The sequence below is a fragment of the Pseudomonas pohangensis genome (genome assembly GCF_900105995.1).
In the GTDB taxonomy this organism is placed as follows: domain Bacteria; phylum Pseudomonadota; class Gammaproteobacteria; order Pseudomonadales; family Pseudomonadaceae; genus Aquipseudomonas; species Aquipseudomonas pohangensis.
The window spans coordinates 1,658,560-1,672,829 of the sequence record NZ_LT629785.1 but is presented as its reverse complement, the minus strand read 5'-3'; the positions used below and the strand labels follow the sequence as shown (position 1 = coordinate 1,672,829).

Annotated in this window: 15 protein-coding genes; 10 read left to right on the top strand and 5 right to left on the bottom strand. The window is 60.3% G+C overall.

Features of this window, described 5'->3' with window-relative positions:
* Positions 1–205: 205 nt before the first annotated feature.
* From BLT89_RS07790 to BLT89_RS07775, 4 genes are all read left to right on the top strand, one after another.
* Positions 206–841 carry an MlaA family lipoprotein gene (locus tag BLT89_RS07790; RefSeq protein ID WP_408003069.1) on the top strand — a complete coding sequence of 212 codons (636 nt, stop codon included), beginning with the start codon at positions 206–208 and terminating at the stop codon, positions 839–841.
* A gap of 135 nt (positions 842–976) precedes the next feature.
* Positions 977–2,026: a 23S rRNA (cytidine(2498)-2'-O)-methyltransferase RlmM gene (gene rlmM / locus BLT89_RS07785; RefSeq protein ID WP_090193982.1), complete on the top strand. Its 1,050-nt coding sequence runs from the start codon at positions 977–979 to the stop codon at positions 2,024–2,026.
* A 78-nt stretch (positions 2,027–2,104) separates the two neighbouring features.
* On the top strand, positions 2,105–2,359 hold the full coding sequence (gene tusA / locus BLT89_RS07780; RefSeq protein WP_090193980.1) for a sulfurtransferase TusA: 255 nt from the start codon (positions 2,105–2,107) through the stop codon (positions 2,357–2,359).
* Positions 2,356–2,811 (top strand): gamma-glutamylcyclotransferase family protein, encoded by a 456-nt coding sequence (locus BLT89_RS07775; RefSeq protein WP_090193979.1) that lies wholly within the window; start codon positions 2,356–2,358, stop codon positions 2,809–2,811. Before tusA ends, BLT89_RS07775 begins: the two co-directional genes overlap by 4 nt.
* Positions 2,812–2,831: 20 nt before the next feature.
* On the opposite strand, the gene BLT89_RS07770 is transcribed toward BLT89_RS07775, so the two are convergent.
* The gene (locus tag BLT89_RS07770; protein ID WP_231975072.1) at positions 2,832–4,232 is read right to left on the bottom strand and encodes an MATE family efflux transporter; all 1,401 of its coding nucleotides are present in this window, start codon (positions 4,230–4,232) and stop codon (positions 2,832–2,834) included.
* Positions 4,233–4,352: 120 nt separating this feature from the next.
* On the opposite strand from BLT89_RS07770, the gene pdxB reads away from it, so the two are divergent.
* Positions 4,353–5,507 (top strand): 4-phosphoerythronate dehydrogenase PdxB, encoded by a 1,155-nt coding sequence (gene pdxB / locus BLT89_RS07765; RefSeq protein WP_090193977.1) that lies wholly within the window; start codon positions 4,353–4,355, stop codon positions 5,505–5,507.
* Here pdxB and BLT89_RS07760 read toward each other — a convergent pair.
* Positions 5,481–5,681: a hypothetical protein gene (locus BLT89_RS07760; protein ID WP_090193975.1), complete on the bottom strand. Its 201-nt coding sequence runs from the start codon at positions 5,679–5,681 to the stop codon at positions 5,481–5,483. The genes pdxB and BLT89_RS07760 overlap by 27 nt on opposite strands.
* A gap of 95 nt (positions 5,682–5,776) precedes the next feature.
* On the opposite strand from BLT89_RS07760, the gene BLT89_RS07755 reads away from it, so the two are divergent.
* Together BLT89_RS07755 and BLT89_RS07750 are read left to right on the top strand one after the other, a co-directional pair.
* Positions 5,777–6,907, top strand: a complete 1,131-nt coding sequence (locus BLT89_RS07755) for an ATP-NAD kinase family protein (RefSeq protein ID WP_090193974.1) — start codon at positions 5,777–5,779, stop codon at positions 6,905–6,907.
* Positions 6,904–8,667, top strand: coding sequence for an ABC transporter transmembrane domain-containing protein (locus BLT89_RS07750; protein ID WP_090193972.1), 1,764 nt, complete (start codon positions 6,904–6,906; stop codon positions 8,665–8,667). Before BLT89_RS07755 ends, BLT89_RS07750 begins: the two co-directional genes overlap by 4 nt.
* Positions 8,668–8,681: 14 nt before the next feature.
* Here the strand turns inward: BLT89_RS07750 and rhtA are convergent, their stop codons facing one another.
* Both rhtA and ppnP read right to left on the bottom strand, forming a co-directional pair.
* A complete protein-coding gene (gene rhtA / locus BLT89_RS07745) occupies positions 8,682–9,563 on the bottom strand; it encodes a threonine/homoserine exporter RhtA (RefSeq protein WP_090193970.1) in 882 nt (293 codons plus the stop codon).
* A 285-nt stretch (positions 9,564–9,848) separates the two neighbouring features.
* On the bottom strand, positions 9,849–10,130 hold the full coding sequence (gene ppnP, locus BLT89_RS07740; RefSeq protein ID WP_090193968.1) for a pyrimidine/purine nucleoside phosphorylase: 282 nt from the start codon (positions 10,128–10,130) through the stop codon (positions 9,849–9,851).
* A gap of 144 nt (positions 10,131–10,274) precedes the next feature.
* Here ppnP and BLT89_RS07735 point away from each other — a divergent pair, with 144 nt between their 5' ends.
* The 3 genes from BLT89_RS07735 (at position 10,275) to BLT89_RS07725 (ending at position 12,889) form a co-directional block, all read left to right on the top strand.
* Positions 10,275–11,147, top strand: coding sequence for an NAD(P)-dependent oxidoreductase (locus BLT89_RS07735; protein ID WP_090193967.1), 873 nt, complete (start codon positions 10,275–10,277; stop codon positions 11,145–11,147).
* 96 nt (positions 11,148–11,243) lie between these two features.
* Positions 11,244–12,560 carry an NAD(P)/FAD-dependent oxidoreductase gene (locus tag BLT89_RS07730; RefSeq protein WP_090193965.1) on the top strand — a complete coding sequence of 439 codons (1,317 nt, stop codon included), beginning with the start codon at positions 11,244–11,246 and terminating at the stop codon, positions 12,558–12,560.
* Between the two features lie 71 nt (positions 12,561–12,631).
* Complete coding sequence (locus tag BLT89_RS07725) at positions 12,632–12,889, top strand: YkgJ family cysteine cluster protein (RefSeq protein WP_090193964.1); 258 nt, start codon at positions 12,632–12,634, stop codon at positions 12,887–12,889.
* Positions 12,890–12,931: 42 nt separating this feature from the next.
* Here the strand turns inward: BLT89_RS07725 and gltA are convergent, their stop codons facing one another.
* Positions 12,932–14,218 (bottom strand): citrate synthase, encoded by a 1,287-nt coding sequence (gene gltA, locus BLT89_RS07720; protein WP_090193962.1) that lies wholly within the window; start codon positions 14,216–14,218, stop codon positions 12,932–12,934.
* Positions 14,219–14,270: the final 52 nt, after the last annotated feature.

Sequence of the window (14,270 nt, the reverse complement as noted above, 5' to 3'; positions counted from 1 at the left end):
GACAGCCGCCCGTTGCGTTGATTGCCAGCAGAATGCTGCGAAAATTCTCCGACGACCTCTATAATCAGCGTTCTTGCGCTTCCCGCAGATTTAAATTACCTGCTCTTAGCCGGCAGATGCTCCAGGAGTTAGTGAAATGGATTCATTCGGATTAAAAAACATTGGCCAGACCTGCAAGATACTGCTGCTGGGTTCGCTGACGCTGATGTCCACACTGGCTCTGGGCAGTGAAGAAGATGATCCCTGGGAAAGTTTCAACCGGCCGATTTTTACTTTCAATGACACGCTCGACACCTATGCCCTGAAACCGCTGGCGCAGGGCTATCAATACGTCACTCCGGATCCGGTGGAAGACGGCGTGAGCAATTTCTTCGGCAATCTGGGTGATGTGAAGAACCTTGCCAACGATCTTCTGCAAGGCAAGTTCGAGGAAGCCGGCATTGATACGGCCCGCGTACTGTTCAACAGCACTTTCGGTCTGCTGGGCCTGTTCGACGTGGCCAGCAAGATGGATCTGAAACGCAGTGATGAGGATTTTGGCCAGACCATGGGTTCCTGGGGTGTCGGTTCCGGCCCCTATCTGGTGTTGCCGTTCTTTGGCCCGAGTACCGTGCGTGATGCCTTTGGCAAACTGCCGGACACCTTTGTAGAGCCCTATCGTTATGTCAGCGATGTACCGGTGCGTAATTCGGCATACGGCCTCAATGTGGTACAGACCCGCGCCGGTCTGCTGTCTGCGGAAAAGCTGATCACCGGGGACAAGTACACGTTCATTCGTAATGCCTATCTGCAAAGCCGTGAGTTCGGTGTGCAGGATGGTGAGGTCGAGGACGACTTCTGATCCGGCACATGCCCTGTGCCCTGAACCGGCACAGGGTTAACAGCAGTGCGCTGTTGTCCGCTTGAACACCAACTATCAAAAAAGCAGTCAGTCAGCACATCGCGGCTTTCCTGCGCCGCCTTGTGAGAAGCGCCGATGAAAACCCTGTTTCTGCATTGCCGTGCCGGTTTTGAAAATGAAGTCTGTGCGGAAATCAGCGATCTGGCCGCCCGTCTCGATGTGGCCGGTTACGCCAAAGCCAAGCCTGACAGCGCTTATGCAGAGTTTGTTTGCAATGCGGCCGATGGCCCGCAAACACTCATGCATGGCCAGCGCTTTGCAAAGCTGATCTTCCCCCGCCAGTGGGCGCGCGGCGATTTCATCGACTTGCCGGAGAAAGACCGTATCAGCGTGCTGCTCGCGCATCTGGCGAGTTATCCGGTTTGCGGCAGCCTGTGGCTGGAAGTGCTGGATACCAATGACGGCAAGGAGCTGTCCAAATTCTGCAAGATGTTCGAGGTGCCGTTGCGCAAGGCCCTGAGCAAGGCGGGCAGGCTGGTGGATGATCCGCGCAAGCCGCGTTTGCTGCTGACCTTCAAGAGTGGTCGCGCGGTGTTTGTCGGTCTGGCCGAAGCGGATAACTGCGCCATGTGGCCGATGGGTATCCCGCGCTTGAAGTTCCCCCGCGAAGCACCGAGTCGTTCGACGCTCAAGCTGGAAGAGGCCTGGCATCACTTCATCCCGCGCGATGACTGGGACAAGCGGCTGGCGCCGGGCATGACCGCAGTCGATCTGGGCGCGGCACCCGGTGGCTGGACCTGGCAGCTGGTCAAGCGCAACATCCGCGTGATTGCCGTCGACAATGGCCCGATGGATGAAAACCTCATGTACCTGGGCTTGGTCGAGCACCAGCGGGCTGACGGTTTCGCCTTCAAGCCGCGGCATCCGGTGCACTGGATGGTCTGCGATATCGTCGAGAAGCCGGCGCGCAATGCGGCGCTGATCGAAACCTGGCTGGGCGAGGGCTGGTGCCGCGAAGCGGTAGTCAACCTCAAATTGCCGATGAAGCAGCGCTATGCCGAAGTCATGCGCCTGCTGCAGCGCATCGAGGACGGCCTGCAGGCACGGGGCGTCAAGGCCACTATCGGTTGCAAGCAGCTCTATCACGACCGTGAAGAGGTGACTTGTCACCTGCGGCGGTTATGACAATTCACGCTATTGCATGCAGCGGGTGACCGGCGCGGGTGGTTTGCGGGACAATAGCGCCAGCCAAGGAGTTAGCGCATGAATCAATCCTTTGATCCCGTGTTTGATGCCGAGCTGGATGCGTCCGGCCTGCATTGCCCGGAGCCGGTGATGCTGCTGCACAACAAGGTGCGTGATCTGCCACCCGGCGCCTTGCTCAAGGTGATCGCCACCGATCCGTCTACACGGCGTGATATCCCGAAATTCTGCATGTTTCTCGGCCATGAGCTGCTGCAGCAGGCCGAACAGGACAGCGCCTATCTGTACTGGATACGGATCAAGGTCGGCGAATGAGCAGCTGGTACTTTGCCTACGGCTCGAACATGAATCCGCAGCGCATGCGGACCCGCGGTTTGTTGTTCAGCGAGGTCCTGGCCGGACAGCTGCACGGGTACGAGCTGTGTTTCAACAAGCGGGCCCATGATCGGCCGGATACCGCTTACGCGAACATCCGCCATCGTCAGGGCGCGCTGGTCGAAGGCGTTATGTACCGGCTGGATGCTCCGGCGGAAATCTTCAAGATGGACCCGTTCGAAGGCACGCCGGTTTTCTACAGCCGCGAGCGCATGCCGGTGCTTACCGCGCAAGGCATGTTGCCGGGCTGGGTATATGTGGCCAATCCGGCCTGGCGTAGCGATGGCTTGCGACCGACCCGCGCCTATCTCGAGCACTTGCTGGCCGGCCGCGAGCATCTGAGTGAAGCCTACTGGCAACTGCTGGCCGCTACCCGGGTTCACGGAGAGTAAAGGTCTGACCGGCCTGCCGCTCAGGGCAAGGGTGCTCCGGACAGCTGTTCACTCAGGCGAATACGCCGCCGGGCACTGAGGACCAGGCGAATACCGAGCATGAATGCCGCGCTGGTCAGGCCGACAACCAGCCCTTGCCAGAGTCCGACAGGACCGCTCATCACACCGAATTGCTCGCTCAGTCCAAGGCTGTAGCCGACCGGCAAACCGATACCCCAGTAAGCAAACAGGGTGAACAGCATGGCGATGCGGGTGTCCTGATAGCCGCGCAGGGCCCCGGCCGCAGTGACCTGGATGGCATCGGAAAACTGGAAGATTGCCGCGTAGATCAGCAGCGAGCCGGCAATGGCGATAACCGCAGGGTTGTCGGTGTAGATTTGCGCAATCTGTTCGCGCAGCAACAGCATGGCACTGGACGACAGGCAGGCGTAGATCAGCGCAGTAGCCATGCCCACAGCGGCGGCAAAGCGCGCGCCACGGGGTGATCCGGCGCCTAGCGCGTGGCCGACCCGCACGGTCACGGCCATGCCCAGTGAGTAGGGAATCATGAACACCATCGAGCTGAAGTTCAGTGCAATCTGGTGCCCGGCGACCATGGTGGCGCCCATGGCGCCGATCAGCAGGGCAATCACCGCAAAGATGCTCGATTCGGCAAACACCGAGATCCCGATTGGCAACCCGACGCTGAGCAAACGACGGATAACCGCCAGCTGTGGCCACTGGAACTGGCGCAGCACGCGGCTGTTGCGATAGTGCGGTGCCAGGCTGACCCAGCCGAGCATGCCCAGCAGCGTGACCAGCATCACCAGTGAAGTGGCCCAGCCACAGCCCACGCCGCCCATCGCCGGCAGTCCGAACTTGCCGTAAATAAAGATGTAGTTGAGCGGGATATTCAGCAGCAGACCAATGACTGCCAGCACCATGGTCGGGCGGGTCATGCCCAGACCGTCGCTATAGCAGCGCAGCACATGGAACAGGGCTATCGCCGGAAAGCCGCAAGCCACCGCGCGCAGATAACCCATGGCCGGTTCGATCAGGCTCGGTTCGACCTGCATCAGTTGCAGCACCGCTTCGGCATTCCACAGCGCTGTGCCGCACAAGGCACCGATTCCTAGCGCCAACCACAAGGCCTGGTGTACCAGTGGCGGGATTTCGCTGTCTTGCCGGGCACCAAAGCGCTGCGCCACTTTAGGGGTGGTAGCCAGTAACGTGCCGGTCATCAGTAGAAAAACCGGCACCCACAACGAGTTGCCCAGTGCCACTGCAGCCAGATCCTGTGCACTGACCTGGCCGGACATCACGGTATCGACAAAGCCCATCGCCGCGTAAGACAACTGCGCGATCATGATCGGAATAGCCAGCACCAGCAGCCCGCGGAATTCAGTACGGGCTCGGGCAAGACGCGAAGCAAGACGGGACACGGTGGCAACCTGCACATGAAAGGCCGGCCAGTTTACGCGCTGAGCTGCCTGTCGGGTAAGGAATCAGCCGCGTAAAGGGTGCCATGCAGTAGAATGTCGAGCCTCAACCGGGAGCCCTGCATGCTGATTGTTGCCGACGAAAACATTCCTTTACTCGACGAATTTTTTGCCGGTTTCGGCGAGATTCGCCGCTATCCGGGGCGCAGCATTGACACTGCCGCGGTGCGCGATGCCAATGTGCTGCTGGTGCGCTCGGTGACCCGGGTAGATGCCGCCTTGCTTGAAGGCAGCAAGGTAGCTTTCGTTGGTACCTGCACCATAGGTACCGACCATCTGGATCTGGACTATTTCGACGCGGCAGGCATCCACTGGTCCAGCGCGCCGGGCTGCAATGCGCGCGGGGTGGTCGATTATGTGCTCGGGTGCGTGCTGGCACTGGCCGAGCGGCAGAACGTCGATCCGGCGTTACGCTGCTACGGCATAGTCGGCGCCGGTCAGGTCGGTGGCCGGTTGCTCGACGTGCTGCGCGGGTTGGGCTGGGCGGTCAAGGTCTGTGATCCGCCGAGGGCCGCACTTGAGGGTGGTGAATTCGTCGGGCTGGAGGAAATTCTGCGTGATTGCGATGTCATCAGTCTGCATACGCCACTGGCTGCCGATACCCGGCATCTGATCGGTGCCAGGCAGCTTGCTGCGCTGCGCCCCGGAACCTGGCTGCTCAACGCCAGTCGCGGAGCGGTGGTGGATAACCTGGCGCTGCGGCAACAGCTTGAGAACGGTGCTGATCTGCAGGTGGTGCTGGATGTCTGGGAAGGCGAGCCACAGGTCGATGTGGCACTGGCCGGATTGTGCCAGATAGCCACCCCGCATATCGCCGGCTACAGTCTGGACGGCAAGTTGCGTGGTACGGCGCAGATCTACCAGGCTTTTTGTGCCTGCATGAATCAGCCGGCGACGGTACAGCTGGAACAGCTGATGCCGGCGCCTGCACAAATTGAACTACCACTGGATAAGGCCGTTGAGCCAGGCAGTGTGCTGCCGTTACTGTGCCGGGCGGTATACGACCCGCAGCGTGACGATGCCGATTTCCGCCGCACCCTGCAGGGCACGCCGGCACAGCGCGGCGCGGCCTTTGACCGCTTGCGCAAGAACTATCCGGTGCGTCGTGAAATCGAGGGTTTGCAGGTGCGCCTGCCCGGCGCACCTGCGACGTTACGCAGCCTGGTCAGTGCTCTGGGCGCGCGACTGATTTCAGAAGCCGATGGAGCGCCGCAATAGTTTGCCCAGACGCATCCAGCGCTGCCTGCGCAACAAACGCTGGAGTTCATGCTCTACATCACGGCAGGCCTGGAGCAGCATCGGGCGGGTGACCCGGTCATTGTTGAAACCGCCGTGAAGAAAAGCGCGGGATGGTGTGCGGACGCGGCTAAGGGTAGATGCTAACTGATGCATGACTGATCTCCTTTAACTGAGGCAGTTGCACGTTATCGCTGCCAGATAACCGCAATGTGACAATCAATCGAATTTTTCCTTACACGGGAGAAGGCATGTTTCATCTGGGCTTGATTATCAATCCGCTGGCTGGTCTGGGCGGTACCCTGGCACTCAAGGGCAGTGACGGGGTGGCCGAACAGGCACTCGCCCTTGGCGCCGAGCCACAGGCTGCAGTGCGCACAAGGCAGGCGCTGGAGTTGTTGCTGCCACTGCTTGAGCAGATTGAATTTCTGACCTTTCCGGGGCCGATGGGTGCGGATCTGCTGGCGAGCATGGGCTTTGCCCATCGTGTGCTTGCAGAAAAGCATGCAGGCCCGACCAGTGCGGCAGATACCCGGGCAGCGGTGCAGGAACTTCAGGCTGCCGGGTGCGCGCTGCTCCTGTTTGCCGGTGGCGATGGCACCGCCCGCGATGTCTGTGCCGTGGTGCGCGAGGGGCAGCCGGTGCTGGGTATTCCGGCCGGGGTGAAGATCCACTCCGGCGTCTACGCCATCAGTCCGCGTGCGGCGGGTGAGCTGGCGCGGCAACTGATTGAAGGCGGGCTGGTCAGGCTGACGTCCGGTGAAGTGCGCGATCTGGATGAGCAGGCCTTGCGCGAGGGACGGGTAGCCGCACGCTGGTATGGCGAGCTCACAGTGCCGGAGCCGGGTCAGTACATGCAACACGTCAAGCAGGCCGGCATGGAGTCCGAGGAACTGGTACTCAACGATCTGGCCGACTGGCTGAGTGACAGCTGGGAAGCGGATGTGCGTTACGTATTCGGCCCCGGCTCGACCCTGCATGGCCTGGCGCAGAATCTCGGCCTGCAGACCACCTTGCTGGGTGTCGATGTGATCGAGAATGGTCAGGTGATTGGCCGTGACCTCACCGAGGCACAGCTGTTTGCGCTGGTGGACGGGCACCCGGCGTATCTGCTGGTTACCGCTATCGGCGGCCAGGGCCATATCCTCGGCCGTGGCAACCAGCAGATCAGTCCGCGCGTAGTGCGCTGCATTGGTCCCGAGCGGTTGCGGGTGGTGGCCACCAAGCGCAAGCTGGGCACCCTTGCCGGCCGCCCGCTGCTGGTCGATAGCGGTGACCCGCAACTGGATGACAGCTTTCCCGATGCCGTGCGCGTCTGGGCCGGCTACAAGGAAGAACTGCTTTATCCCCTCGGCTATACCACCGGAGAATCCCGCTCTTGAGATCTTTGCTTTCAGCACGCCAGCGTCACGCCCTGCAACTGGCCGGGCGCTTTATCGCACCATATCGCTGGCGGGTGCTGGCTGCACTGGCTGCGCTGCTGTTCACTGCTGCAATTACCCTGTCGATGGGGCAGGGCATCCGTCTGCTGGTCGATCAGGGCCTGGCCACCCAGTCACCGCACGCCCTCAATCAGTCGATCGGCTTGTTCTTCATCCTGGTGCTGTGCATGGCCGTGGGCACCTATGTGCGCTTTTATCTGGTGTCCTGGCTCGGCGAGCGCTGCGTTGCGGATATCCGCAAGCAGGTGTTTGATCATCTGGTCGAGTTACATCCGGGCTTCTACGAAAGCAACCGCAGTTCGGAAATCCAGTCGCGCCTAACCGCCGATACCACCTTGCTGCAATCGGTGATCGGCTCCTCGCTGTCGATGGCCTTGCGCAGCCTGATCATGCTGATCGGCGGGGTGATCTTCCTGTTTTTCACCAACGTCAAACTGACCGCCATCGTGATTGCTGCGTTGCCGCTGGTGGTGGTGCCGATCCTGCTGTTTGGCCGGCGCGTGCGTGCCCTGTCGCGGCAGAGTCAGGACCGCGTGGCGGATGTCGGCAGCTATGTCGGCGAAACGCTCGGGCAGATCAAGACCGTGCAGGCCTACAACCATCAGCAGCAGGACAAGCTGCGTTTTGCCGAGACGGCAGAAGCGGCCTTCAATACCGCGCGGCAGCGCATCAGGCAGCGCGCCGCGTTGATCAGCGTGGTCATTCTGCTGGTGCTCGGCGCGGTCGGGGTGATGCTCTGGGTCGGCGGCATGGACGTGATTGCCGGACGCATTTCGCCGGGTGATCTGGCGGCTTTCGTGTTTTACAGCCTGATCGTCGGTTCCTCATTCGGCACTATCAGCGAAGTGATCGGCGAGCTGCAAACCGCGGCCGGTGCAGCCGAGCGGATAGCCGAATTGCTCAAGACCGGCAACGCCATTACCGCTCCGCCGAGCGGTCTGCAAAAGCTGCCGGCGCGGGTCAGCGGCGCCATCGAATTGCGCGATCTGCGCTTTTCCTACCCGTCGCGGCTGGAGCATTTTGCGGTCGATGGCATCAGCCTGACGGTCGCCGCCGGCGAGACGCTGGCACTGGTCGGGCCAAGTGGTGCCGGCAAGTCGACCTTGTTCGACCTGTTGCTGCGCTTCTTTGATACCCAGCAAGGCGAGATTCGCCTCGAAGGGATACCGATTCAGCAACTCGACCCGGCAGATTTGCGCCGCTGCTTTGCCCTGGTGTCACAGAATCCGGCGCTGTTTTTCGGCAGTGTGGAGGAAAACATCCGCTACGGTCGGCAGCAGGCCAGTGCAGCCGAAGTTGAAGCGGCGGCCCGGGCAGCCTATGCCCACGACTTCATCATGAAACTGCCGCAGGGCTACCAGACCCGTCTGGGTGATGCTGGTCTGGGCTTGTCCGGTGGCCAGCGCCAACGGCTGGCCATTGCCCGTGCCTTGCTGGTGGATGCGCCGGTACTGCTGCTCGACGAGGCCACCAGCGCCCTGGATGCCGAAAGCGAACATCTGATCCAGCAAGCCTTGCCCGGCCTGATGGCCGGCCGTACCACGCTGGTGATTGCCCACCGGCTGGCCACCGTGAAAGGTGCGGATCGTATTGCGGTTATCGATCACGGCAAGCTGGTGGCGCTCGGTACCCATCAGCAACTGGTGGCTGGCAACGCCCTGTACCGGCGTCTGGCAGAGCTGCAATTCAATGAAGACTAGGTTTGCAGCGCCGTTCAGCAACTCTGGGGAGGATTCGCTCTGGGCCTGATGGTCGAGGCAGTGCCCAGTGCGGCAAGAATGATCGCGCCGATAGCCAGCCAGTGCCGGCCTGTCAGTTGTTCCTGCAGAAACAGCATGCCGCTCAGTGCCGCGATGGCCGGTTCCAGACTCATGAGGATGCTGAAGGTACGCGCCGGCATGCGTGCCAGGGCAACCATTTCCAGAGAATAGGGCAGGGCCGAAGAGAGTAACGCCACCGCCAGCGCGACAGGCAGCAGTGACCAGTGGAACAGGCTGCTTCCGGCCTGCATCACACCAATCGGAAAGACAATCAGCGCCGCTACCAGGGTGCCGAGGGCAACGGTTTGTGCGCCGTGTGCAGCCCCGGCTTTCTGCCCGAAGATGATATACAGCGCCCAGCAGGCTCCGGCGCCGAGCGCCAGAGCGGCACCGGTCGGGTCCAGCGGTGCATCGGTCAGCTGACTGGGCAACAACAGGGCCAGCCCGCAGACCGCCAACACCACCCAGACAAAATCGATTGCCCGGCGAGATGACAGGATGGCCAGCAGCAACGGGCCGGTGAATTCCAGTGACACGGCAATCCCCAGCGGCACGGTTTTCAGCGACATGTAGAACATCAGGTTCATTCCGCCGAGTGCAGTACCATAGGCCACCAGCGCACGCCAGGCAGCTATGTTCAGGCGCGTGCGCCACGGGCGCATGACCAGGCCGAGAATCAGGGCGGCCAGACTCAGGCGTAACGCCGTTGTGCCTTCGGCACCGACCAACGGAAACAGGCTTTTAGCCAGCGCCGCACCACCCTGAATCGAGCACATGGCGATGACCAGCAGTGCAATTGGCAGGATAACAATCGAGAGGGATTTGCTGCCTGGCATGCTGCTAACCCCGGGTTCTGGCGAGTAATGGATGACTGGTACCAGCCGCTGGGCGGGTGCCTTTGCCGGACCTGTGCCTGGCAGAGACGCGCCGGTCGGGCTGGATGAACATAGCCTGAAGCCTAGTCGAGGTAATTACAGAGAGGATTGCTGCCTGCCCGACAGCGTCTGGCAGAAGCGTCGAAGCCGAAGGGCGCTGTAACGTTACGGCTTCGTGTTGCGCAGCGATAGCACAAGTGATCGCGGGATTGTTTGGCTATCGCTGCAACGATGCAGGTTACCGACTCAGCGGTATTCACAGAGGTAGGCGGTGTCCTGCGCTACCTTGAGCTGGAACTTGCTGTTGGCCGGGACAGTGAACTTGCTGCCGCTGGCAAAGGTTTCCCAGCTATCGCTGCCGGGCAGCTTCACGCTCAGGGCGCCGGCGATCACATGCATGATTTCCAGTTGGGCGGTGCCGAATTCATAGTCGCCGGCAGCCATGACGCCAATGGTGGCCGGGCCTTCGCTCATGCCGAAAGCAATGGATTTGACGGTGCCGTCGAAGTATTCGTTGACCTTGAACATGCAGGACTCCCCGAAAGGGTGAAAAAGAGGTGGCGCATTATGCCCAAGAGCCCTTGCAGCGTCACTAGGGGCGGCTTTGGCTGTGCAGGTGCCCCGGCCCGAGCCTGCATGCTAGGCTGGGAGGACTTTGAATCGAGGTGAAACATGGCAAAAGTAGCATTTATCGGACTGGGCGTGATGGGCTTCCCCATGGCCGGCCATCTGGCCTGCGAGGGGCATCAGGTGCGGGTGTACAACCGTAATCCGGCGAAAGCGCTGGCCTGGTGTGAGAAATATTCCGGAGAAAGCGCCGGCACGCCACGCGAGGCTGCCGCAGGTGCCGAGTTCGTGATGGTCTGTGTCGGCAATGATGATGATCTGCGCGCGGTGCTGCTGGGCGAGCAGGGTGCCTTTGCCGGCATGAGTCCGGGTACGGTGCTGGTTGATCACACCACCGCTTCTGCCGATGTGGCGCGCGAAATGGCCGTCATTGCTGCCGAGCGGGAGCTGGGCTTTCTTGATGCGCCGGTGTCTGGGGGCCAGGCCGGCGCGGAAAACGGTATGCTGACCGTCATGGTCGGCGGCGAGCCGGTGTTTTACCAGCGCGCTGCGCCGGTGATCGACAGCTACGCCAAGATGATCCGTCTGATGGGCCCGGTTGGCAGCGGGCAGCTGACCAAGATGGTCAACCAGATCTGCATCGGCGGACTGGTGCAAGGGCTTTCCGAAGCACTGCATTTTGCCCAGTGCGCCGGACTGGACGGACTGGGCGCCATGGAGGTGATCAGCAAGGGCGCAGCGCAGTCCTGGCAGCTGGAAAATCGCCACAAGACCATGCTCGCCGGCGAATTCGAGCATGGTTTTGCCGTGGACTGGATGCGCAAGGACCTTGCGATCGTGCTGGATGAGGCGCGCCGTAACGGTGCGCAACTACCTGTTACGGCGCTGGTCGATCAGTTCTATGCCGATGTGCAGGCGATGGGCGGCAACCGCTGGGATACTTCCAGCCTGATAGCGAGACTGAAGCCCCGCGATTGAGCATTTGCCGCAGGTGCCATCGGCTATGCTGGGTTGAACCGGGCCAGACGCATTACGCAAGTCTGGCCATTTTTATTTTCCAGCAAGTGAGCAGACATGTCTGATGCTCCGGTAATTGTGGTGGTGGGTGGTGGCGCTGGCGGTCTTGAGCTGGTGACCCGGCTTGGGCGTTCCCTGGGCAAGAAAGGTCTGGCCAGGATCATTCTGGTTGATGGCCATCGTTACCATCTGTGGAAGCCACTGTTGCACGAGTTGGCTGCAGGAACCATTGATCCGGGCAGTGAAGCCATTCGTTACCATTTGCACGCGCTGAAGAATCATTTCGAATTTGTCCATGCGCGCATGGTCGGCCTGGACCGGCAGGCCCGGCAATTGATGCTGTCGGCCTTTCTCGGTGAGGGCGGCGTCGAATTGCTGCCGGAGCGGCCCTTGCACTACGACCATCTGGTCATCGCTGTCGGCAGCGTCTGCAACGATTTCGGCATCCCCGGTATCAAGGAGCATTGCCTGTTTCTGGACACGGCTGCGGCGGCCGAACGCTTGCAAAGCCTGCTGCAGGCCTATGGCATGAAAGCCAATATGGCGCAAATCACCGGCAGCAACAATCCGCAGGATTTCCATCTGAATGTGGCTATTGTCGGTGGCGGTGCTACCGGTGTGGAGCTTTCTGCCGAGCTGCAGAATGTGCTGCTGCGGGCCCAGCAGGCGGGTTACAAGCTGCGTGCCGATGCGCTGGACACCACCTTGATCGAAACCGCACCGCGCATTCTGCAAATGCTCCCGGAAAGCATCTCCAGCGCAGCAACCAAAGGCCTGCAGGATGCGGGCGTGAAAGTTCGCACCGGAGTGAAGGTTCGCGAAGCAACCGCTCAAGGTTTTGTCACCGATCAGGGCGAACTGATCGAAGCCGAACTGCGCATATGGTCGGCCGGGGTCAAGTGCGAAGACTATATGAAGGGGCTTGGCGGCCTGGAAACCACCGGCAATAACCAGCTGGTGATGAATGCCGATCTGCGTACCAGTCGGGACAGCCATATCTGGGCGCTAGGTGATTGCGCCTATGTGCAGATGGCGGATGGTAGCGTCTCTCCAGCCCGTGCGGCTGCGGCGCATCAGATGGCCAGCGTGGTTTACCGAAACCTGCACCGGGTACTGTCTGGAGAACCCACGCAGGCCTATGTCTACAAGGAGATGGGCTCGCTGATCAATCTGAGCCAGTACAAGACTCTGGGCAGCCTGATCGGGCTGTTTTCGGCCAATCCACTGCTGGTCGAGGGGCGCATTGCCAGGCTGATGTACGTCTCGCTTTACCGCATGCATCAGGCCGCCTGTTTCGGCATTCCCAGGACCATTCTGCGCATCCTTATCGACCGTCTGGATCTGTTGTTCAAGGGCGGGCTCAAGCTGCACTGATCGACCTGGCGTTCAAAGTCATACTGGCGCAGCTTAAAATCGACTGCAGATAAATCCGGGAGAACGGCTTGATGCAATGTCGTGCAGGTTGCGGTGCGTGCTGTATCGCGCCATCGATCACTTCTGCCATTCCCGGCATGCCTGCCGGCAAGGCGGCCGGTGAGCGTTGCGTACAGCTGGATGAGGGCAACCGGTGCAGGCTTTTCGGCTTGCCCGAGCGACCGGCTGTATGCCTCGGTTTTCAGGCCGATGCCAGTGTCTGCGGGGCTACCCGTGAAGAGGCATTGCGCCTGATCGGCTGGCTGGAAGATTTGACCTCGCTGAAATGAAACAAGGCTGCCGGAGCAGCCTTGTTTCAGATAACGCGAAGCTTATTTGCGGGAGTCCAGCGGAAGGTAATCGCGCTTGTCGTAACCCGTGTAAAGCTGACGAGGACGACCGATCTTGTACGGACTGGAGAGCATCTCCTTCCAGTGCGAGATCCAGCCAACAGTCCGCGATACAGCAAAAATCACGGTGAACATGCTGGTTGGTATGCCGATGGCCTTGAGAATGATGCCCGAATAGAAGTCCACATTCGGATACAGGTTGCGCTCTTTGAAATAGGGGTCGTTACGCGCTATTTCGTCCAGCTTCATTGCCAATTGGAGTTTCGGATCGTTGATGCCCAGTTCGGCCAGCACTTCGTCGCAGGTCTGTTTCATTACCGTGGCGCGCGGATCGAAGTTCTTGTAGACGCGGTGACCGAAGCCCATCAGCTTGAACGGGTCGTTCTTGTCCTTGGCCTTGGCAATGTATTTTTCGATGTTCGAAACATCACCGATCTCATCCAGCATGCTCAATACGGCCTCGTTGGCGCCACCGTGGGCCGGGCCCCAGAGCGCTGCGATACCGGCAGCAATACAGGCGAACGGGTTGGCACCGGAAGAGCCGGCCAGACGCACAGTCGAGGTAGAAGCATTCTGCTCGTGATCGGCGTGCAGGATGAAAATCTTGTCCATCGCCTTGGCCAGAACAGGGCTGATCGGCTTGGTTTCGCAGGGCGTGTTGAACATCATGTGCAGGAAATTTTCTGCATAGGACAGATCGTTACGCGGATACATGATCGGCTGGCCGGTTGAATACTTGTAGGCCATGGCGGCAATGGTCGGCATCTTGGCGATCAGGCGGATAGCCGAAACTTCGCGGTGGTGCGGGTCATTGATATCCAGCGAGTCGTGATAGAAGGCAGAAAGAGCACTGACCACACCGCACATGATGGCCATGGGGTGCGCGTCACGGCGGAAGCCGTTGAAGAAGTTCTTCAGCTGCTCATGAACCATGGTGTGATTCTTGATCACACTGACAAAGGCTTCTTTCTGGGCAGCTGTCGGCAATTCGCCGTTTAGCAGCAGGTAGCAGGTTTCCAGATAGTCTGAATTGTCTGCAAGTTGTTCGATCGGATAGCCACGATGCAGCAGGACACCCTTGTCACCATCGATGTAGGTGATTTTCGACTCGCAGGATGCCGTTGACATGAATCCAGGGTCAAAAGTGAAGCGGCCTGTAGCGGTGAGTCCGCGCACATCGATCACATCCGGACCAACTGTGCCGCGCAAAATAGGCAGTTCGACGGGGTCTGAGCCCTCGATGATCAACTGGGCTTTATTGTCAGCCATATCGGCCTCCCTGATTGCTTGAAATCAACTGTCCGCCCCGATGCGGGGCCGA

Coding starts and splice junctions, on each gene's coding strand:
- BLT89_RS07790 (WP_408003069.1), top strand. CDS start 206: ATGTCCACACTGGCTCTGGGCAGTGAAGAAGATGATCCCTGGGAAAGT.
- rlmM (WP_090193982.1), top strand. CDS start 977: ATGAAAACCCTGTTTCTGCATTGCCGTGCCGGTTTTGAAAATGAAGTC.
- tusA (WP_090193980.1), top strand. CDS start 2,105: ATGAATCAATCCTTTGATCCCGTGTTTGATGCCGAGCTGGATGCGTCC.
- BLT89_RS07775 (WP_090193979.1), top strand. CDS start 2,356: ATGAGCAGCTGGTACTTTGCCTACGGCTCGAACATGAATCCGCAGCGC.
- pdxB (WP_090193977.1), top strand. CDS start 4,353: ATGCTGATTGTTGCCGACGAAAACATTCCTTTACTCGACGAATTTTTT.
- BLT89_RS07760 (WP_090193975.1), bottom strand. CDS start 5,681: ATGCATCAGTTAGCATCTACCCTTAGCCGCGTCCGCACACCATCCCGC.
- BLT89_RS07755 (WP_090193974.1), top strand. CDS start 5,777: ATGTTTCATCTGGGCTTGATTATCAATCCGCTGGCTGGTCTGGGCGGT.
- rhtA (WP_090193970.1), bottom strand. CDS start 9,563: ATGCCAGGCAGCAAATCCCTCTCGATTGTTATCCTGCCAATTGCACTG.
- ppnP (WP_090193968.1), bottom strand. CDS start 10,130: ATGTTCAAGGTCAACGAATACTTCGACGGCACCGTCAAATCCATTGCT.
- BLT89_RS07735 (WP_090193967.1), top strand. CDS start 10,275: ATGGCAAAAGTAGCATTTATCGGACTGGGCGTGATGGGCTTCCCCATG.
- BLT89_RS07730 (WP_090193965.1), top strand. CDS start 11,244: ATGTCTGATGCTCCGGTAATTGTGGTGGTGGGTGGTGGCGCTGGCGGT.
- BLT89_RS07725 (WP_090193964.1), top strand. CDS start 12,632: ATGCAATGTCGTGCAGGTTGCGGTGCGTGCTGTATCGCGCCATCGATC.
- gltA (WP_090193962.1), bottom strand. CDS start 14,218: ATGGCTGACAATAAAGCCCAGTTGATCATCGAGGGCTCAGACCCCGTC.